This window comes from Microlunatus ginsengisoli, from assembly GCF_039537205.1.
In the GTDB taxonomy this organism is placed as follows: Bacteria; Actinomycetota; Actinomycetes; order Propionibacteriales; family Propionibacteriaceae; genus Microlunatus; species Microlunatus ginsengisoli.
The window spans coordinates 168,023-184,756 of sequence record NZ_BAABAB010000022.1 but is presented as its reverse complement, the minus strand read 5'-3'; the positions used below and the strand labels follow the sequence as shown (position 1 = coordinate 184,756).

Annotated in this window: 14 protein-coding genes; 12 read left to right on the top strand and 2 right to left on the bottom strand. The window is 71.3% G+C overall.

Annotated elements, in window-relative coordinates; translation table 11 throughout:
- Window positions 1-22: 22 nt before the first annotated feature.
- Entirely contained in the window at window positions 23-1,336 is a 1,314-nt protein-coding gene (locus tag ABD747_RS15810; RefSeq protein WP_344806242.1) for an FAD-dependent oxidoreductase, read from the bottom strand.
- A gap of 68 nt (window positions 1,337-1,404) precedes the next feature.
- On the opposite strand from ABD747_RS15810, the gene ABD747_RS15805 reads away from it, so the two are divergent.
- The 5 genes from ABD747_RS15805 (at window position 1,405) to ABD747_RS15785 (ending at window position 7,757) form a co-directional block, all read left to right on the top strand.
- Window positions 1,405-2,061: a TetR/AcrR family transcriptional regulator gene (locus tag ABD747_RS15805; RefSeq protein ID WP_344806240.1), complete on the top strand. Its 657-nt coding sequence runs from the start codon at window positions 1,405-1,407 to the stop codon at window positions 2,059-2,061.
- A gap of 162 nt (window positions 2,062-2,223) precedes the next feature.
- The gene (locus ABD747_RS15800) at window positions 2,224-2,847 is read left to right on the top strand and encodes a PadR family transcriptional regulator (protein ID WP_344806238.1); all 624 of its coding nucleotides are present in this window, start codon (window positions 2,224-2,226) and stop codon (window positions 2,845-2,847) included.
- Window positions 2,844-4,379 carry a DHA2 family efflux MFS transporter permease subunit gene (locus ABD747_RS15795; RefSeq protein WP_344806236.1) on the top strand — a complete coding sequence of 512 codons (1,536 nt, stop codon included), beginning with the start codon at window positions 2,844-2,846 and terminating at the stop codon, window positions 4,377-4,379. Before ABD747_RS15800 ends, ABD747_RS15795 begins: the two co-directional genes overlap by 4 nt.
- Before the next feature lie 82 nt (window positions 4,380-4,461).
- Window positions 4,462-6,039, top strand: coding sequence for an FMN-binding glutamate synthase family protein (locus ABD747_RS15790; protein WP_344806234.1), 1,578 nt, complete (start codon window positions 4,462-4,464; stop codon window positions 6,037-6,039).
- A complete protein-coding gene (locus ABD747_RS15785) occupies window positions 6,036-7,757 on the top strand; it encodes a thiamine pyrophosphate-dependent enzyme (protein WP_344806232.1) in 1,722 nt (573 codons plus the stop codon). The genes ABD747_RS15790 and ABD747_RS15785 overlap by 4 nt, the downstream gene beginning before the upstream one ends.
- 115 nt (window positions 7,758-7,872) lie before the next feature.
- On the opposite strand, the gene ABD747_RS15780 is transcribed toward ABD747_RS15785, so the two are convergent.
- Window positions 7,873-8,952 (bottom strand): ATP-dependent DNA ligase, encoded by a 1,080-nt coding sequence (locus ABD747_RS15780; RefSeq protein ID WP_344806230.1) that lies wholly within the window; start codon window positions 8,950-8,952, stop codon window positions 7,873-7,875.
- Between the two features lie 81 nt (window positions 8,953-9,033).
- Here ABD747_RS15780 and ABD747_RS15775 point away from each other — a divergent pair, with 81 nt between their 5' ends.
- From ABD747_RS15775 to ABD747_RS15745, 7 genes are all read left to right on the top strand, one after another.
- Window positions 9,034-9,663, top strand: coding sequence for a nucleotidyltransferase family protein (locus tag ABD747_RS15775; RefSeq protein ID WP_344806228.1), 630 nt, complete (start codon window positions 9,034-9,036; stop codon window positions 9,661-9,663).
- A gap of 63 nt (window positions 9,664-9,726) precedes the next feature.
- Window positions 9,727-10,611 carry an AAA family ATPase gene (locus tag ABD747_RS15770; protein WP_344806226.1) on the top strand — a complete coding sequence of 295 codons (885 nt, stop codon included), beginning with the start codon at window positions 9,727-9,729 and terminating at the stop codon, window positions 10,609-10,611.
- A gap of 2 nt (window positions 10,612-10,613) precedes the next feature.
- A complete protein-coding gene (locus ABD747_RS15765; RefSeq protein ID WP_344806224.1) occupies window positions 10,614-11,726 on the top strand; it encodes a vWA domain-containing protein in 1,113 nt (370 codons plus the stop codon).
- Complete coding sequence (locus ABD747_RS15760; protein WP_344806222.1) at window positions 11,719-12,870, top strand: XdhC/CoxI family protein; 1,152 nt, start codon at window positions 11,719-11,721, stop codon at window positions 12,868-12,870. Before ABD747_RS15765 ends, ABD747_RS15760 begins: the two co-directional genes overlap by 8 nt.
- Window positions 12,871-12,994: 124 nt before the next feature.
- Window positions 12,995-13,456: a (2Fe-2S)-binding protein gene (locus ABD747_RS15755; RefSeq protein WP_344806220.1), complete on the top strand. Its 462-nt coding sequence runs from the start codon at window positions 12,995-12,997 to the stop codon at window positions 13,454-13,456.
- Entirely contained in the window at window positions 13,453-15,882 is a 2,430-nt protein-coding gene (locus ABD747_RS15750) for a xanthine dehydrogenase family protein molybdopterin-binding subunit (RefSeq protein ID WP_344806218.1), read from the top strand. Before ABD747_RS15755 ends, ABD747_RS15750 begins: the two co-directional genes overlap by 4 nt.
- Window positions 15,879-16,733 (top strand): FAD binding domain-containing protein, encoded by an 855-nt coding sequence (locus tag ABD747_RS15745; protein ID WP_344806216.1) that lies wholly within the window; start codon window positions 15,879-15,881, stop codon window positions 16,731-16,733. Before ABD747_RS15750 ends, ABD747_RS15745 begins: the two co-directional genes overlap by 4 nt.
- The last annotated feature ends 1 nt before the right edge of the window (window position 16,734 follow it).

Sequence of the window (16,734 nt, the reverse complement as noted above, 5' to 3'; positions counted from 1 at the left end):
GAGAACCTGACAACTCGCCGGGTCAGGCCGGGATCGGCTGCTCGAGTTGCGCCCGGATCAGCGCGGCCAGTTCGTCGCGGGTCGGTCCGTCCGGTTCGGCGGGCTGCCAGCCGGCGCGCACCATCGCACGCACCTCGTCGCGCAGCGGCGCCAGCGCCGCCGGCTTGACCGCCATTCCGAAGAACAGGTTCAGCGTCGCCATCCACTCCGGGTGCCGGTCCCGTGCCGCCGCCACCAGCACCTCCAGCCCGATCGGCCCGTCCGGGTCCACCGGCCGGCCGGCCCAGCTCGCCAACAGGGTGGTGTCCCACTCGACGTGGTCCAGATACCACGGCAGCAGCTCGGCCTCGCCCCACCGGTCCAGCTCGGCGCCCAGCTTCTCGATCGGTACGTCCGCCGCGACCAGGTCCGCCAGCGCCGCGGCGCTCTGCAGGCCGAGGGCCGTGCCCCGGCCGCCGGCCGGATTCGTCGTGCAGACGGCGTCGCCGATCGCCACCAGCGCCGCCACGGTCGGCTGGCGGCCGTACTCGTTGGTCAGCCCCGCGCCGGCGCGGACCCTGTCGATCGGCTCGCTGCGCTCCGGGTCGGTCCACTCGGCCAGCCCCGGCACGGCCCGGCAGGCCGCCTCGAACGCGCCGGCGTCGCGCAGCATGGCGAGTTCCCGGTCCTCACTCGGCCGGACGAACAACACGGTGAAGGTGCCGTGGTCGTGCGGGAAGACCAGGATGAGGAATCCGCGGTGCTGGGCGTTGAACACGAACTCGGCCCCGGGTCCGGGCTCTGCGCCCGGGCGGAGCCGATACAGCCGGGCCGCGTACGCCATGCCGCAGTCCACCCGGCGCCGGATCGGCCGGTGCGGCGCGCTGAGCCGCCCGGCCCGTCCGCTCGCGTCGACCATCAGATCGGCCGCGAGGAAGCGGGCGTCGACCACGATCCCGACCGCCCGGCCGTCGACGACCTCGACCCGATCGACGTGCCCGACCACGCGACTGATGCCCGGTTCGCGGGAGGCGGACTCCCAGATCGACCGCTCCAGCACCGAGCGGCGCACGCTGAGCATGGCCGCGTCGTCGGGGGCGCCCGGCGGCGCGACGACGACGGCACCGGCGTCCACGATGGCCTCGTACACGTCCGGTAGCCGATCGCGCAGCAGGGTCCGGCACTGGCTCCGGAACCCGTGCGGGAGCCGGAACTGCATCACCCCGACCCGTTCCCAGTCGTCACCGGCGACGGGGCCCGCGTCCCGGTCGACGAGGGTGATCCGGTGGCCCGCCCGGGCGAGCAGCAGCCCGGCGGTCATCCCGACCGGGCCGGACCCGATGATGACGATGTGCATCGCCGCCTCCTGCTAGGGTCAATATGAACACACTCAAGGTGAGTTCATGACACTGAGAGTAACTCCAAATGATCGAAGACGGCAAGAAGCGGACGTACGTCAGCAGCCTGCGTGAGCAGCAGGCCCGCCGAACGCGGCGCGAGATCGTGGCCGCGGCCGGCCGGCTGTTTGCCCGCCAGGGGTTCGCCGCGACGACCGTCGACGCCATCGCCGAGGAGGCGGGGGTCAGTCGCAAGACGGTGTTCACCTCGGTCGGCGGCAAGGTCGCGCTGCTCAAGCTGGCCTACGACTACGCGATGGCAGGCGACGACGAGCCGGTCGCCATGATCGACCGCGAGGGCCTCCGGGCGGTCATCGCGGAGCCGGATCCGTACGAACAGCTCCGGCTGTATGCCGCCTTCGTCACCGAGACGGGCGGCCGGGTCAGCGCGCTGTGGCTGGCGCTGCGCGGGGCCGCCGAGGTGGACGACGAGGCCCGCGAGCTCTACCGGCGCTGGGAGCGGGAGCGGCTGGACGGCATGCGGGACGGGCCGGTCCGCGACCTGCTGGGCAAAGGCGTGCTGCGGCCGGAGCTGACCCCCGACGAGGCCGCCGCCGTGTTCTGGGTGCTCGTCGATCCGGCGCTGTATCACCGGCTGGTGGTCGAGGCGGGTTGGGCGCCGGAGCGGTTCTGCGAATGGCTGTACGGCGCGTTCCTCGCCCAGATCCTGGTGCCGCGGGTCTGAATCCACCGGCGACGCGGCACGGAGGCCGGCGGCGCCGCCAGGTAGCCCGCCTCGACGGAGACGGCCACTTCGGTCTTGCGAGAGAAGCACGAGCTGCATTTGGTCTCTGCATGCTTCACGCGGTATATTCCAGCTGGAATAATCGTTGAGGAGTAGCCTGTCATGAAGATGCGGATCCGGAAGGTCAAGCTGACGCCGCTGGGGATCGCGGCGCTCGCGTTGCTGACCGAGCGTCCGATGCATCCGTACGAGATGTTCCAGACCCTGCTGTCTCGACACGTCGACCGGGTGGTGAAGGTACGGCCCGGTTCGCTGTACCACACCGTCGCCCGGCTGGCCGACGACGACCTGGTCCGGGCGATCGGCACCGAGCGGGAGGGGAACCGGCCGGAGCGGACCAGCTACGAGATCACCGACGAAGGCCGCGACGTGCTCCGCGAGCAGCTGATCGGGCTGCTGTCGATCCCCGAGGAGGAGTATCCGGCGTTCCCGCTGGCGCTGACCGAGGCGGACATCGTGGAGCCCGCCGTGCTGGCCGATCTGCTCCGCCGCCGGTTGTTCCGGGTGCGGGGCGACCTGGCCTCCTACGAGGCCGGGCTCGAGTCGGTGACGGCGCAGGGGCTACCCGAGGCCTACTGGCTGGATCTGACCTACCTGCGCGACGTGCTGGCCGCCGAGGTGCGCTGGCTGGAGCGGACGGTGGCGCGGCTCGAGTCCGGCGAGCTGACCTGGCCGGAGGACCCCTCGAATCCACAGACTCATCACCACCAGAAGGAACAGCCATGAGCACCGTCCACCATCAGGCCCCGGCCGTCGACCGACCCTGGGCCGCCCTGTGGTCGCTGGTCATCGGCTTCTTCATGATCCTGGTCGACTCGACCATCGTCTCGGTCGCCAACCCGGCGATCATGAAGGGCCTCGACGCCGGCATCGACCAGGTGATCTGGGTGACCAGCGCCTACCTGCTGGCGTACGCCGTTCCGTTGTTGATCACGGGCCGGCTGGGCGACCGGTTCGGGCCGCGCCGGATGTTCCTCGGCGGGCTGGCGGTCTTCACCATCGCCTCGCTGCTCTGCGGGCTCGCCCCGAGCATCGGGCTGCTGATCGCCGCCCGGGCCCTGCAGGGCTTCGGCGCCTCGTTCATGACGCCGCAGACGATGGCGGTGATCACCAGGATCTTCCCGCCGAACCGGCGCGGCGCGGCGATGGCGATCTGGGGCTCGACCGCCGGCGTCGCCATGCTGGTCGGGCCGATTGCCGGTGGCCTGCTGGTCGACGGCCTCGGCTGGGAGTGGATCTTCTTCGTCAACGTCCCGGTCGGCATCGTCGGCTTCGTGCTGGCGTCGCGGTTCGTCCCGGTGCTGCCGACCAACGCGCACCGCTTCGATCTCCTCGGCGTGGCGCTGTCCGCGATCGGCATGTTCCTGCTGGTGTTCGGGATCCAGGAGGGGGAGACGTACGACTGGGGCACGATCGTCGGCCCCATCACGGTCTGGGGCCTGATCATCACCGGCATCGTCGTGCTCGTCGCGTTCCTGCTCTGGCAGCGGTTCCAGAAGGGTGAACCGCTGCTGCCGCTGGCCCTGTTCGCCGACCGCAACTTCTCGCTCGGCAACGTGGCGATCACCGCCGTGGGCTTCACCGTGGCCAGCATGTCGCTGCCGATCATCTTCTACGTCCAGCTGGTCCGGGGTCTGACGCCCACCCAGTCGGCTTTGATCATGGTGCCGACCGCGGTCCTCGCGCTGGTGCTCGCCCCGGTCAGCGGCCGGTTGATCGACAAGTACAACCCGCGCTGGTTCGCCGTGATGGGCGTCGTGCTGCTGTCCGCGGCCCTGTTCTGGTACGCCTGGCTGATCAACGAGCAGGCCGGCGTGCTGTGGCTGCTGCTGCCCGCCGCGCTGATGGGCTTCTCGAACGCGTTCGTCTGGGCGCCAATCGCCAACGCCACCACGCGCAACCTCCCGCCGCGGCAGGCCGGTGCCGGCTCGGGCGTCTACAACACCACCCGGCAGGTCGGCAGCGTTCTCGGCTCGGCGTCGATCGCCGCACTGATCCAGGCCCGGCTGGCCGCCGAGCTGCCGAAACGGCCGGGCGGCGGCAGTGCGAGCACGGCACAGTTCGGCGAGCAGGGCCTGCCCGAGTTCCTGCACGCCGGCTTCGCGACCGCGATGGCCCAGGCGATCGTGCTGCCCGCAGTGGTCGTCCTGGTCGGCGCCGTGGCCGCGGCGTTCTTCGCGAGGCCGCAGACCCAGCACGGCTGGACCGCGCCGAACGGATCCGAGCACCGCTCCGAGCCCGCCAACGCCGACCGATAGCCCGGCTAGCTGTCTCGACGTGCCCGCGCTGGGTAGGTCGAGATGGGGTCCGCCGGGCCTCGGGAGGGGTGGAGGAGTCGGAATGGAGTCTGAGCAAAGCCGGGCATTGGGCTGGGCCGGGGTCGCCGCGGCGGCCGGGGTCACCGGGCTGGCGGCCTGGGACCTGTTGCAGCGCAAGCACACGATCCTTCGCAGGTATCCCGTGGTCGGGCACCTGCGCTATCTGCTGGAGGACGTCCGGCCGGAGCTGCAGCAGTACTTCATCGAGCGAGACTGGGACGGCCGGCCGTACGACCGGAACACCCGCTCGATCATCTACGAGCGAGCGAAGGGCATCCACGGCGAGAAGCCCTTCGGCACCGAACGGGACGTCAACGAGGTGGGGTATGAGTATCTCGTCCACTCCGTTGCGCCGGTGCCGGAGCCGAAGGACCCACCCAGGATCATGATCGGCGGCCCGGACTGTTCCCGGCCGTATTCGATGGCGCTGCTGAACGTGTCCGGGATGAGCTTCGGCGCGCTGTCGGCGAACGCGATCCGGGCCCTGAACGCCGGGGCGGCCAAGGGCGGGTTCGCCCACGACACCGGCGAGGGTGGGCTGTCGGACTACCACCTGGAGAACGGCGGGGACATCGTCTGGGAGCTGGGGACCGGCTACTTCGGCGCCCGGACGAAGGACGGTGGGTTCGACCCGGACCTGTTCGCCGAGAAGGCGGCCCACGACGCGGTCAAGACCGTGTCGTTGAAGCTCAGCCAGGGCGCCAAGCCCGGGATCGGCGGCGTGCTGCCGGGCCCGAAGGTGACCAAGGAGATCGCCGACATCCGCGGCGTGCCGATGGGGGAGAAGTGCGTCAGCCCGTCGTCGCACAGGGTCTTCTCCACCCCGGTCGAGCTGATCGAGTTCATCGCCCGGATGCGCGAGCTGGCCGGTGGCAAGCCGGCCGGCTTCAAGCTCTGCGTCGGCTCGCGGACCGATGTGCTGGCCATCTGCAAGGCGATGCTCGAGGTCGGCACCACGCCGGACTTCATCATCGTGGACGGCTCGGAGGGCGGCACCGGTGCGGCGCCGCTGGAGTTCGAGGACCACGTCGGGACGCCGCTCACGCACGGCCTGATGACCATGCACAACGCACTGGTCGGCACCGGCTTGCGCGACCGGATCAGGATCGGCGCGAGCGGCAAGGTCGCGGCCGCGAACGACATCGTCAAGCGACTGATCCAGGGTGCGGACTACACCAATGCGGCACGGGCGATGATGATGGCGGCCGGCTGCATCCAGGCACAGCGCTGCAACACCGACAAGTGTCCGAGCGGCGTCGCGACGCAGAACGCGCGCCGGGCCCGCGCCCTGAACGTGCCCGACAAGAGCGAGCGCGTCTACCGATACCAGCAGGGCACCGTCGCCGGGGCGGTCAAGATCATGGCCGCGATGGGGTGCCGGACTCCGGCGGACCTCACGCCGCACCACCTGCGCCGCAACGTCACGGCCACGCGGACGCATTCCTACGCCGAGCTGTACGAGTGGCTCGGCCCGGGGGAACTGCTGTCCGACCCGCCGGCCACCTGGGCGGCGGAGTGGGCCGCGGCCAGTGCGGACCATTTCGGACCCACGGCGGTGCGCGGGGCCGAAGGCATCGAGAACGGGGAGGTGCTGCCGTGAAGGTGGCAGAACTGATCGTCGGAGCGTTGGCCGAGCACGGCGTTCGGCAGGTGTGGGGCGTGGTCGGCGACGCGCTGAACTCGCTGACCGACGCGATCCGGGCGGACGGCCGGATCGAGTGGATCGGGGTGCGGCACGAGGAGGCCGCGGCCTTCGCCGTCAGCGCCCAGGCCCAGCTGAGCGGCACCGTCGGGGTCTGCATGGGTACGGTCGGGCCGGGCTCGATCCACCTGCTGAACGGCCTGTACGACGCGAAGAAGTCCCACGCTCCGGTGCTGGCGATCTGCGGCCAGGTGCCGAGCGGGGAGATCGGCACCGACTTCTTCCAGGAGGTCGACAACGACATCCTGTTCGCGGACGTGTCCGTGTTCGCGCACACGCTGATGTCGCCATCGCAGCTGCCGCACCTGCTGGAGCAGGCGGTGAACGCTGCGTACGCACTGCGCGGCGTCGCCGTGCTCACCCTGCCCGGCGACGTCGGTGAGCTCGACCTGCCGCGGCATACGCCACTGCCCAGCTTCGCCCCCCGCTCGGTGCCGGCCGCGGCGCCGGAGGACCAGCTGAGCGCCGCCGTGCAGGCGCTGGACACCGGTGACGTCACCCTGCTGGTCGGCCACGGGGCGCTCGGCGCCCGCGAGCAGGTGCTCGCGCTGGCCGACATCCTGGGCGCGCCGATGGTGCTCACGCTCAAGGCGAAGGAGGGCCTCGAGCGCGACAACCCGTTCCAGGTCGGCCAGTCGGGACTGATCGGCAACCCTGCCGCGGCGAAGGCGATGGACTCCTGCGACGTGCTGGTGGTGCTCGGCAGCGACTTTCCCTACCGAGACTGGTATCCGAGCGGGAAGACCGTGATCCAGCTCGACGCTCGCGGCGAGCACATCGGCCGACGCACGCCGGTGAGCCATGCCCTGGTGGGGGACGCGACGGCGACCCTGTGCGCGCTGGTGCCGCGACTGACCCGGCGCGAGGAGCGGTCGCACCTGGAGCGGGCGACCAAGGCGTTCCGGGAGTGGCACGAGCGCCAGCAGTCGCTGCTGAACCCCGATCACGACGACACGCTCGTGGGCAAGGTCCGGGCCGTCTTCGACAACCCGTCCGAAGGGATCCGGCCCGAAGCGGTGGCCGCCGCGGTCGACCGGATCGCGCCCGACTCCACGATCTTCACCGCCGACACCGGGATGTCGACGGCCTGGCTGGCCCGCTACGTGGCGATGCGTGGCACCCGCCGCCTCGTCGGCTCCTTCAACCTCGGCTCGATGGCCGACGCGCTGCCGATGGCGCTCGGCGCCCAGGCGCTGGACCGCGACCGAACCGTGGTCTCGTTCAGCGGCGACGGCGGCCTGATGATGCTGCTCGGCGACCTGCGGACGGCCGTCAGCTACCGGCTGCCAGTGAAGATCATCGTCTTCGACAACGGCCGGCTCGGGATGGTCAAGCTGGAGCAGGAGCAGGGCGGACTGCCCGAGTTCGGCACCGAGCTGGACAACCCGGACCTGTCCGCGGTGGCGACCGCGATGGGCCTGACCAGCCGGCGGGTGACCGAGCCCGACCGGCTGGACGAGGCCGTCGACTGGGCCTTCGCGACCGCCGGGCCGGTCCTGCTGGACGTCGTGACCAACCCGGACGAGGTCGCGGTGCCGCCCAAGCCGACGCTGGCCCAGGGTTGGGGCTTCGCCATCGCCAAGTCCCGCGAGTCGCTGGAGAGCAGACCGGGCTGAGTCAGTGGGCTTCTGCCGGGTGCTGGGGGTACGTCCCGCCCTCCTCGCTCCGCAGGCTCCGCTCGGAACGCCCGACCACGCCCTGACGTACCCCCACCACCCGGCAGAAGTGCCGCTAGTTCGGTGCGGAGAGGATGTCGGCCAGGTCGTAGCGCACCGGCTCCTCCAGCTGCTCGTACGTGCACGAGCGCGGATCCCGATCCGGCCGCCACCGGTTGAACTGGGCGGTGTGCCGGAATCGGGTCCCCTCCATGTGCTCGTAGCGCACCTCGACCACCAGGTCGGGCCGCAGCGGCACGAAGGACAGGTCCTTGCCGACGTTCCACCGGCTGTATTCCGAACTGCGCGGGGTCCGGGCCCGCCCCTCCGGCTCGGCCAGCTGTCCCGCCCAGGCCCACGGGTGGTCGTCGAACGTGGTGACCAGCGGCTGCAACTCGGCGAACAGTTCCTTGCGCCGGGCTGCCGGGAAGGCACCGATCACCCCGACCGAGGCCAGCTCGCCCGCGTCGTTGTAGAGCCCCAGCAGCAGCGAGCCGATCGCGTCCGGACCGCTCTTGTGCACCCGATAGCCGGCCACCACGCAGTCCGCGGTCCGCTGGTGCTTGATCTTGAACATCACCCGCTTGTCCGGCTGGTAGGTCCCCGCGAGCGGCTTGGCGACCACGCCGTCCAGCCCGGCCCCCTCGAACTGGGAGAACCAGTCCTGGGCCTCGGCCGGGTCGCGGGTGGTCGGCGTCAGGTGGATCGGTTCCCGGGCCGCGCTCATCGCCCGTTCCAGCGCCGCCCGGCGTTCGGCGAACGGCCGCTTCGTGAAGTCCTCGTCGTCCAGGGCCAGCAGGTCGAACGCGATGAACCGGGCCGGGGTGGTCTCGCTGAGCAGCTTGACCCGGCTGGCGGCCGGATGGATCCGCTGTTGCAGCACCTCGAACTCCAGCCGGTCGCCGACCACCACGACGATCTCGCCGTCGATCACGCAGCGCTCCGGCAGGTTCGCCTTGATCGACTCGACCACCTCGGGGAAGTACCGGGTCATCGGCTTCTCGTTGCGCGAGCCGATCTCCACCTCGTCGCCGTCGCGGAACACGATCGAGCGGAACCCGTCCCATTTCGGCTCGTAGGAGAGCTCACCGGTCGGGATCTGCGGCACGGCCTTCGCCAGCATCGGTGCGACCGGCGGCATCACGGGTAGCTGCATGCCGCTCATTCTGGCCGAGGGCACCGACATGCGCGCCTCCACCGCTTGCCGTTCCCGCGTGGTCGGCTCACCATCGTCTGGATGAGTACCGCGCCGCTCGAGCATCCCAACGGCTCCGGCCCCACTGGCGATCAGGACTCCGGCGAGGTGGTCGGCGTGCTGCTGGCGGCCGGTGCGGGCCGGCGCGCCGGTGGCCCCAAGGCGCTCCGCGTCGACCCCGGCGGGACGTTCTGGCTGCTGCGCTCGATCGCGGTTCTCCTCGACGGCGGATGCGCGGCCGTGCTGGTGGTACTCGGCTGCGCGGCCGAGCAGGCCCTGGCGATCATCGACGACGCGGAGTCCGACCGGCGCGTCACCGTCGCGGTCGCAACGGACTGGGAGTCGGGCATGGGAGCCTCGCTCCGGACCGGCCTCGTCACCGTCGGCGCTCGGCCGTGGCGGGCGGCGTTGGTGCACCTGGTCGACCTCCCGGACGTCTCGGTGCCGGTGGTGCGCAGAGTCCTGGACCGGGCGCCGGCCGATACCGGCGTGCTGGCCCGGGCGACGTACGGTGGCCGCCCGGGACACCCCGTCCTGCTCGGCCGGGACCATCTGCCGTCCGTCGTCGCCGAGCTCGCCGGGGATCGTGGTGCCGGCGACTACCTCGCCCGACACGGGTTCGATGGTGTGGAATGTGGGGACCTGGCCACCGGCCGGGATCGCGACGAGTGATGCCGGTCCGGCGACCGAGTCCAGCGTGGCCGGCGGGGAGGGGACGGGCGTGACGACATCGTGGTGAGTTCCGCCCCGGCCGGACCGGCGGGTGTCGACGAGGCGCTCCGCAGCACCGGCTACCTGCCCGGCGAGGGGCTGTCGACGGTCGTGTATCTGGCGGCGACGATGAGCCGGCCCCTGCTGCTCGAGGGCGAGCCGGGGACCGGCAAGACCTCGCTCGCCGAGGCCTGGGCGGCGGCGACCGGCGCGACCTTGATCAGACTCCAGTGCTACGAGGGGATCGACGCCAGCCAGGCCTTGTACGACTGGGATTTCGCCCGGCAGATCCTGCACATCCGAGTGGTCGAGGCGTCGACCGGCACGGAGGCTCAGGAGTCCTCGCTGGAGGAGTCGCTCTTTCACGAGCGGTTCCTGCTGGAGCGGCCGATCCTGAGGGCCCTCCGGACGCCGAACTCCGTGCTGCTGATCGACGAGATCGACCGGGCCGACGACGAGTTCGAGGCGTTCCTGCTGGAAGTGCTGTCCACGTTCGCCGTCACCATTCCCGAGTACGGCGAGGTGCGGGCGGCCGTCCCTCCCGCGGTGGTGCTCACCTCCAACCGGACCCGAGAGCTGCACGACGCGCTGAAGCGCCGCTGCCTCTATCACTGGATCGACCATCCGACGCTGGACCGCGAGATCGAGATCATCCGGACCCGGCTGCCCGAGGTCAGCCCCCGGCTGGCGGCCCAGGTGGCGGCGGCGGTGCAGCGGATCCGGCACAGCGACGGCATCCTGAAGCCGCCGGGGGTGGCCGAGAGCTTGGACTGGGCGCGCGCGCTGCACCACCTCGGGCGCACCGAGCTCGACGTCGCCGCCGCGGCCGAGACGCTCGGTGCGGTGCTGAAGTACCGCGAGGACGCCGAGCGCACCCGCCGCGCGCTGGCGGCCATCCTGGCGGGCTAGCGGTGCCCGACGCTGCGGGGTCCCGGGCGCCGGAGGAGCTGCTGGTCGGCTTCGCCGCGGCGCTGCGGAGAGCCGGAATGGCAGTGACCCCCGATCGGACCAGCGGCTTCCTGCAGGCGGTATCGCTGGTCGGCCTGGACGACCGGACGGCGACGTACTGGGCCGGCCGGGCGACGCTGTGCTGCTCGCCCGACGACAACGAGCTCTACGATCGGGCGTTCGCGGCCTGGTTCTCCGAGCTGCCCGGCGACGTCAGGCCCGCCCAACCGGCCTCCACTGCGTCGCGACCGCGAACTGCCGGCGGCCTGGAGATGTCGTCGGGCGCGGAGCCCGCGGACGCCCTGCTGGCCCGGGCGAGCGACGCGGAGCGACTACGTCACCGCGACGTCGCCGAGCTGACCGAGCCGGAGCGGGTCTGGCTGGCGCAGCTGTTCGAGACCCTCGTGGTGGTGCCGCCGGTACGCCGCTCGATGCGCCGCAGGCCGTACCGACGCGGCGCGATCGATCTGCGGCGGACCCTGCGGGCCCAGCTCCGGGCCGCGGGCGAGCCGGCCCGGCTCCGCTATCGGCGGCCGGCCCCACGGCCCCGCCGGATCGTGCTGCTGGTCGATGTCTCCGGGTCGATGGAGCCCTATGCCGACGCATTGCTCCGGCTGGCGCACCGGATCGTCAGGGCGCTGCCGGGACAGGCCGAGGTGTTCACCATCGGCACCCGGTTGACCCGGGTCACTACCGCGCTCAGCTTGCGGCGGCCGGACGACGCGCTGACCGCGGCCGGGCGGCTCGTCCCGGACTGGTCGGGCGGCACCCGGCTCGGCGAGGTGATCGGCGCGTTCGCCGACCGGTGGGGGCGGCGGGGGATGGCCCGCAACGCGGTCGTGGTGATCGCGAGCGACGGGTGGGAGCGCGGCGACCCGGAGCTGCTCGGCGAGCAGCTGCGCCGGCTGCGGCTGATCGCGCACGCCGTGATCTGGATGAACCCGCATCGGGGAAAGCCGGGGTACGCTCCGATCCAGGCCGGGATCCGGGCCTGCCTGCCCCATCTGGACGCACTGGTGGCCGGGCACTCCCTGGCCGCTTTCGCCGAGCTCTTGGGGGTGCTTGCCGATGCGTGACGTGCTGCCGGACCTGGTCGGATGGTGGAAAGGTGGCGACGCGATCGGGCTGGCGACCGTGGTCGGCACCTGGAGCTCCGCGCCGCGGCAGCCCGGGGCCGCGATGTTGGTCGGCCCGGACGACACCGCCGTCGGCTCGGTGTCCGGCGGCTGCGTCGAGTCCGCCGTCTACCAGCTGGCGCAGGAGGTCGTCCGGTCGGGCCGGCCGGTGCTGCAGCGCTACGGGGTGAGCGACAACGACGCGTTCGCGGTCGGCCTCACCTGTGGCGGGATCCTGGACGTGTTCGTCGAGCCGGTCTCGCGTCAGACGTTCCCGCAGCTGGCCGAGGTCGCGGCCGACATCGACGGCTCCCGTCCGGTGGCCGTGGCCACGGTCGTCGATCATCCCGACCCCGCCCGGCTGGGCGCGCGGATGATCATCAGGCCGGCCGAGGACTCCGCGCCGCAGGGCACGATGGGCAGCCCGCGCGCCGACGCCGCTGTGGCCGACGACGTCCGCGGATTGCTGGCGGCGGGCAAGACCGAGCTGCTCACGTACGGCCCGGACGGGCAGCGGCGTGGTGCCGGGATGCGGGTGTTCGCCGCCAGCTACGCACCCCGGCCGCGGATGCTGGTCTTCGGTGCGATCGACTTCGCCGCGGCGGTGGCCCGGCTCGGGACGTTCCTCGGCTATCGGGTGACGGTCTGCGACGCTCGTCCGGTGTTCGCGACCCGGGCGAGGTTCCCCGAGGTGGACGAGGTGGTGGTGGACTGGCCGCACCGCTATCTGGCGGCCGAGATCGAGGCGGGCCGGATCGACGCCCGGACCGTCATCTGTGTGCTCACCCACGACCCCAAGTTCGACGTACCGGTGCTCGAGATAGCGCTCCGCCTGCCCGAGGTCGGCTACGTCGGAGCCATGGGCTCGCGGCGGACCCACGACGAGCGGCTGCAGCGGCTGCGCGAGGCCGGGCTCACCGAGCAGGAGCTGGCCCGGCTGTCCAGCCCGATCGGCCTGGATCTCGGCGCCCGGACCCCGGAGGAGACGGCGGTCTCGATCGCCGCCGAGATCGTCGGGCAGCGCTGGGGCGGGAACGGCAGCCGGCTGACCGAGGTGACCGGCCGCATCCACCACGTGGCCTCGGAGGTTCGCCCCCCGGGATAATCCACCGGGGCTGCATGATCATCTCGGTCGGGCTAGATTGACGCTGTAACAGGCCGGCGACGTCGCCAGCCAGCCGCGCATTCCCGCGCTCCGTGGCGACAGTGGGTTCGGAAGCGGGTGGGGCATGCGGATTTCGGTAGCTGTCGACGGGGTCACCTACGAGGACGAGGTGGAGCCCAGAACGCTGCTGGTGCAACATCTGCGGGAGAACCTGGGCAAGACCGGCACGCTGGTGGGTTGCGACACCACCAGCTGCGGTGCCTGCACCGTGCTGCTGAACGGGCTGAGCGTGAAGTCGTGCACGGTGCTCGCCGTGCAGGCCGACGGTGCCGAGGTGACCACGATCGAGGGCCTCGCCGTCGACGGTGACCTGCACCCGATGCAGCAGGCGTTCTACGAGAACCACGGTCTGCAGTGCGGATTCTGTACGCCCGGGATGATCATGCAGTCGGTCTGCCTGCTGCGCGAGAACCCCGACCCCTCCGACGAGGAGATCCGGGACGGGCTGGAGGGAAACCTCTGCCGCTGCACCGGCTACCAGAACATCGTCAAGGCCGTCCGCCAGGCAGCGGGGAGCGCCCGATGACCGCCGTCGACGAGCGCCCGCCCGCCGAGGTCGGCCGCGGTCGGCTGCGCAAGGAGGACCGGCGGCTGATCACCGGCCGCTCCCGCTACACCGACAACCTGTCCGTGCCCGGGATGCTGCACCTCGCCATGGTCCGCAGCCCGCTGGCCCATGCCAAGATCACCTCGATCGACGTCAGCGAGGCCAAGGGGGCGCCGGGCGTGGTCGCCGTCTACACCGGTGCGGATCTCGCCGACGTCGGCGCGCTGCCCTGCGCCTGGCCGCTGACCGCCGAGGACAAGGTGCCGGAATACAAGCCGGTCGCCGCGGAGGAGGTCAACTTCGCCGGCGAGATCGTCGCGGTGGTGGTGGCCCGCAGCGCGGCGGCCGCCCGGGACGCGAGCGAAGGCGTCGACGTGGAGTACGACGACCTGCCGGTGGTGCTCGATCTCGAGACCGCGGCCGCGGGCGGGCCGTACGTGCACGAGGACTTCGGCACCAACGTGTCGACCCACTGGGTCTACGACTCCGCCGAGCACGGCACCGGCGGCAACGTCGAGGAGGAGATCGACAAGGCGCGAGCCGACGGCATCGTGCTGCAGCGGACGTTTCGACAGCAGCGGCTGATCCCGGCCTTCATGGAGCCTCGCTCGTTGCTGGTGGACCCCACCGGCGAGCAGTACGTGTTCTGGTCCGCGACTCAGGTGCCGCACTTCCTGCGCATCTTCGTCGCGCTCGCGACCGGGACGCCGGAGAGCAAAGTGCGGGTGATCGCCCCCGATGTCGGCGGCGGCTTCGGCGGCAAGCTACAGGTCACGCCGGAGGAGTTCGTCACCTTCGCGATCGCGAAGCGACTCGGCAAGCCGGTCAAGTACACCGAGACCCGGAGCGAATCGCTCCAGGTCGCCCACCACGGTCGCGATCAGGTGCAGCGGCTCACCCTGGCCGCCACGAAGGAGGGCAAGGTCACCGCCCTCCACGTCGACCTGCTCGCGAACATGGGCGCGTACATGGGCATCGTCGGGCCGGCCATCCCGATCCTCGGCGCCAACATGTTCAACGGGATCTACAAGTTCAACGCCTACCGGTTCGAGACCACCAACGTGTTCACCAACACGGTGCGCACCGACGCCTATCGCGGGGCGGGGCGTCCGGAGGCGACGTTCGCGATCGAGCGGCTGATGAACGACCTCGCCGCGGAGCTGGAGATGGACCCGCTGGAGGTGCGCGCCAAGAACTGGATCGAGGCGTCGGAGTTCCCGTTCCGAACCGTGGGCGGGATGACCTACGACTCGGGCGACTACGCCGCGGCCACGGACAAGGCCAAGGAGCTGTTCGGCTACGACGCGTTGCGGGCCGAGCAGGCCGAGCGGCGGGCCCGGAAGGATCCGGTCCAGCTGGGAATCGGGGTCTCCACCTATACCGAGGCGTGCGGGCTGGCGCCGTCGCGGGTGCTGGGCAACCTGAACTACCTGGCCGGCGGCTGGGAGCACGCCCAGGTGCGGATGCTGCCGACCGGCAAGGTGGAGGTAGTGGCCGGCACGAGCCCGCACGGCCAGGGGCACGAGACCACGGTCAGCCAGATCGTGGCCGACAAGCTCGGCATCCCGTTCGAGGACATCGAGGTGCTGCACGGGGACACCCAGGTCTCCCAGCGCGGCCTGGACACGTACGGATCGCGGTCGCTGGTGGTCGGCGGCATGGCGGTGTTGAAGGCAGCCGAGAAGGTGATCGAGAAGGCGAAGCCGATCGCCGCCCACATGCTGGAGGCGAACCCCGACGACCTCGAGTTCAGCGGCGGTCAGTTCCGGGTCAAGGGCACCGATCAGGGCAAGGCGCTGGCCGAGATCGCGTTCGCCACCCTGCAGGCACACGACCTACCGGACGGGGTCGAACCCAACCTGGACTCCTCGGCAGCGTACGACCCGGTCGACTGGTCCTTCCCGCACGGCACCCACCTGGCGGCGATCGAGGTCGACACCGAAACCGGCCAGGTGTCGATCCGCAAGTACGTCGCGGTCGACGACGTCGGGAACGTGGTCAACCCGCTGATCGTCGAGGGTCAGGTGCACGGCGGCCTGGCCCAGGGCATCGCCCAGGCGCTGTTCGAGGAGGCCGTCTACGACGACAACGGGACGCTCACCACCGGATCGTTCGTGGACTATCTGGTCCCGTCGGCGGCCGATCTGATCGACTTCGTCACCGATCGGACCACCACCCCGGCGCTGACCAACGACCTCGGTGCGAAGGGCGTCGGCGAGGCCGGTGCGATCGCGTCGACGCCGGCGATCGTGAACGGAGTCCTGGACGCACTGCGGCCCCTCGGCGTGACCGACATCGTGATGCCCTGCTCGCCGATGCGGGTCTGGAAGGCGATCCACGGTGCTACCGCGCCGACGCCGACCGAAGCTCAACCTCATTTCGACTCCGAAGGCGGTGCCGCATGATCCCGGCCGCGTTCGACTACGTCGCCCCTGCCACGGTGGACGAGGCGCTGACCCTGCTCTCCCAGGGCGGCGACGACGCCAAGATCATCGCCGGCGGCCAGAGCCTGCTCCCGGTGCTCAAGCTCCGGCTGGCCGCACCCGAGCTGTTGATCGACCTGGCCAAGATCGACAGCCTGCGCGGCGTCCGGGACGACGGCGACGCGATCGTGATCGGCGCGATGACGCCGCACTTCGAGGTCGTCGCCGATCCGCTGGTGCGCGAGCACGCCTCGCTGCTCGCCGAGTGCGTCGCCACGGTGGCCGATCCGCAGGTCCGGCATCGCGGCACCCTCGGCGGGGCCTGCGCCCACGCCGACCCCGCGAGCGACATCCCCGCGCCCGTCCTGGCGCTGGACGCCGTGCTCACCCTTGCCGGTCCGGGCGGCCGACGCACGGTGGCGGCAGCTGACTTCTTCACCGACATCTTCACCACCGCACTCGGCGAGGACGAGATCCTGACCGACATCCGGGTGCCCAAGCACACCGGCTGGGGTTCGGCGTACGAGAAGTTCGTCCGGGTGTCCCAACAGTGGGCGATCGTCGGCGTCGCAGCCACGGTCCGGACCGACGGCGACAGCATCGCCGAGGCGAGGATCGCGCTGACCAATATGGGCTCGACGCCGATCCGCGCCCGCGCGGCGGAACAGGCGCTGGCTGGCGTACGCGCCGACGCGGACTCCGTCGCCGCCGCCCTGACCGGCGTGGCCGAAGGCACGGCACCGCCGACCGACCTCAACGGCGACCCGGAGTACCGGCGCCAGCTGGCGGCCGTGCTGGCTCGCCGGGCGGTGCTGTCGGCCGCCGGCCGATAGC

Bases quoted from the DNA above. Each gene is read 5' to 3' on its own strand.
- ABD747_RS15810 (WP_344806242.1), bottom strand. From the start codon at position 1,336: ATGCACATCGTCATCATCGGGTCCGGCCCGGTCGGGATGACCGCCGGG.
- ABD747_RS15805 (WP_344806240.1), top strand. From the start codon at position 1,405: ATGATCGAAGACGGCAAGAAGCGGACGTACGTCAGCAGCCTGCGTGAG.
- ABD747_RS15800 (WP_344806238.1), top strand. From the start codon at position 2,224: ATGAAGATGCGGATCCGGAAGGTCAAGCTGACGCCGCTGGGGATCGCG.
- ABD747_RS15795 (WP_344806236.1), top strand. From the start codon at position 2,844: ATGAGCACCGTCCACCATCAGGCCCCGGCCGTCGACCGACCCTGGGCC.
- ABD747_RS15790 (WP_344806234.1), top strand. From the start codon at position 4,462: ATGGAGTCTGAGCAAAGCCGGGCATTGGGCTGGGCCGGGGTCGCCGCG.
- ABD747_RS15780 (WP_344806230.1), bottom strand. From the start codon at position 8,952: ATGCAGCTACCCGTGATGCCGCCGGTCGCACCGATGCTGGCGAAGGCC.
- ABD747_RS15775 (WP_344806228.1), top strand. From the start codon at position 9,034: ATGAGTACCGCGCCGCTCGAGCATCCCAACGGCTCCGGCCCCACTGGC.
- ABD747_RS15760 (WP_344806222.1), top strand. From the start codon at position 11,719: ATGCGTGACGTGCTGCCGGACCTGGTCGGATGGTGGAAAGGTGGCGAC.
- ABD747_RS15755 (WP_344806220.1), top strand. From the start codon at position 12,995: ATGCGGATTTCGGTAGCTGTCGACGGGGTCACCTACGAGGACGAGGTG.
- ABD747_RS15750 (WP_344806218.1), top strand. From the start codon at position 13,453: ATGACCGCCGTCGACGAGCGCCCGCCCGCCGAGGTCGGCCGCGGTCGG.
- ABD747_RS15745 (WP_344806216.1), top strand. From the start codon at position 15,879: ATGATCCCGGCCGCGTTCGACTACGTCGCCCCTGCCACGGTGGACGAG.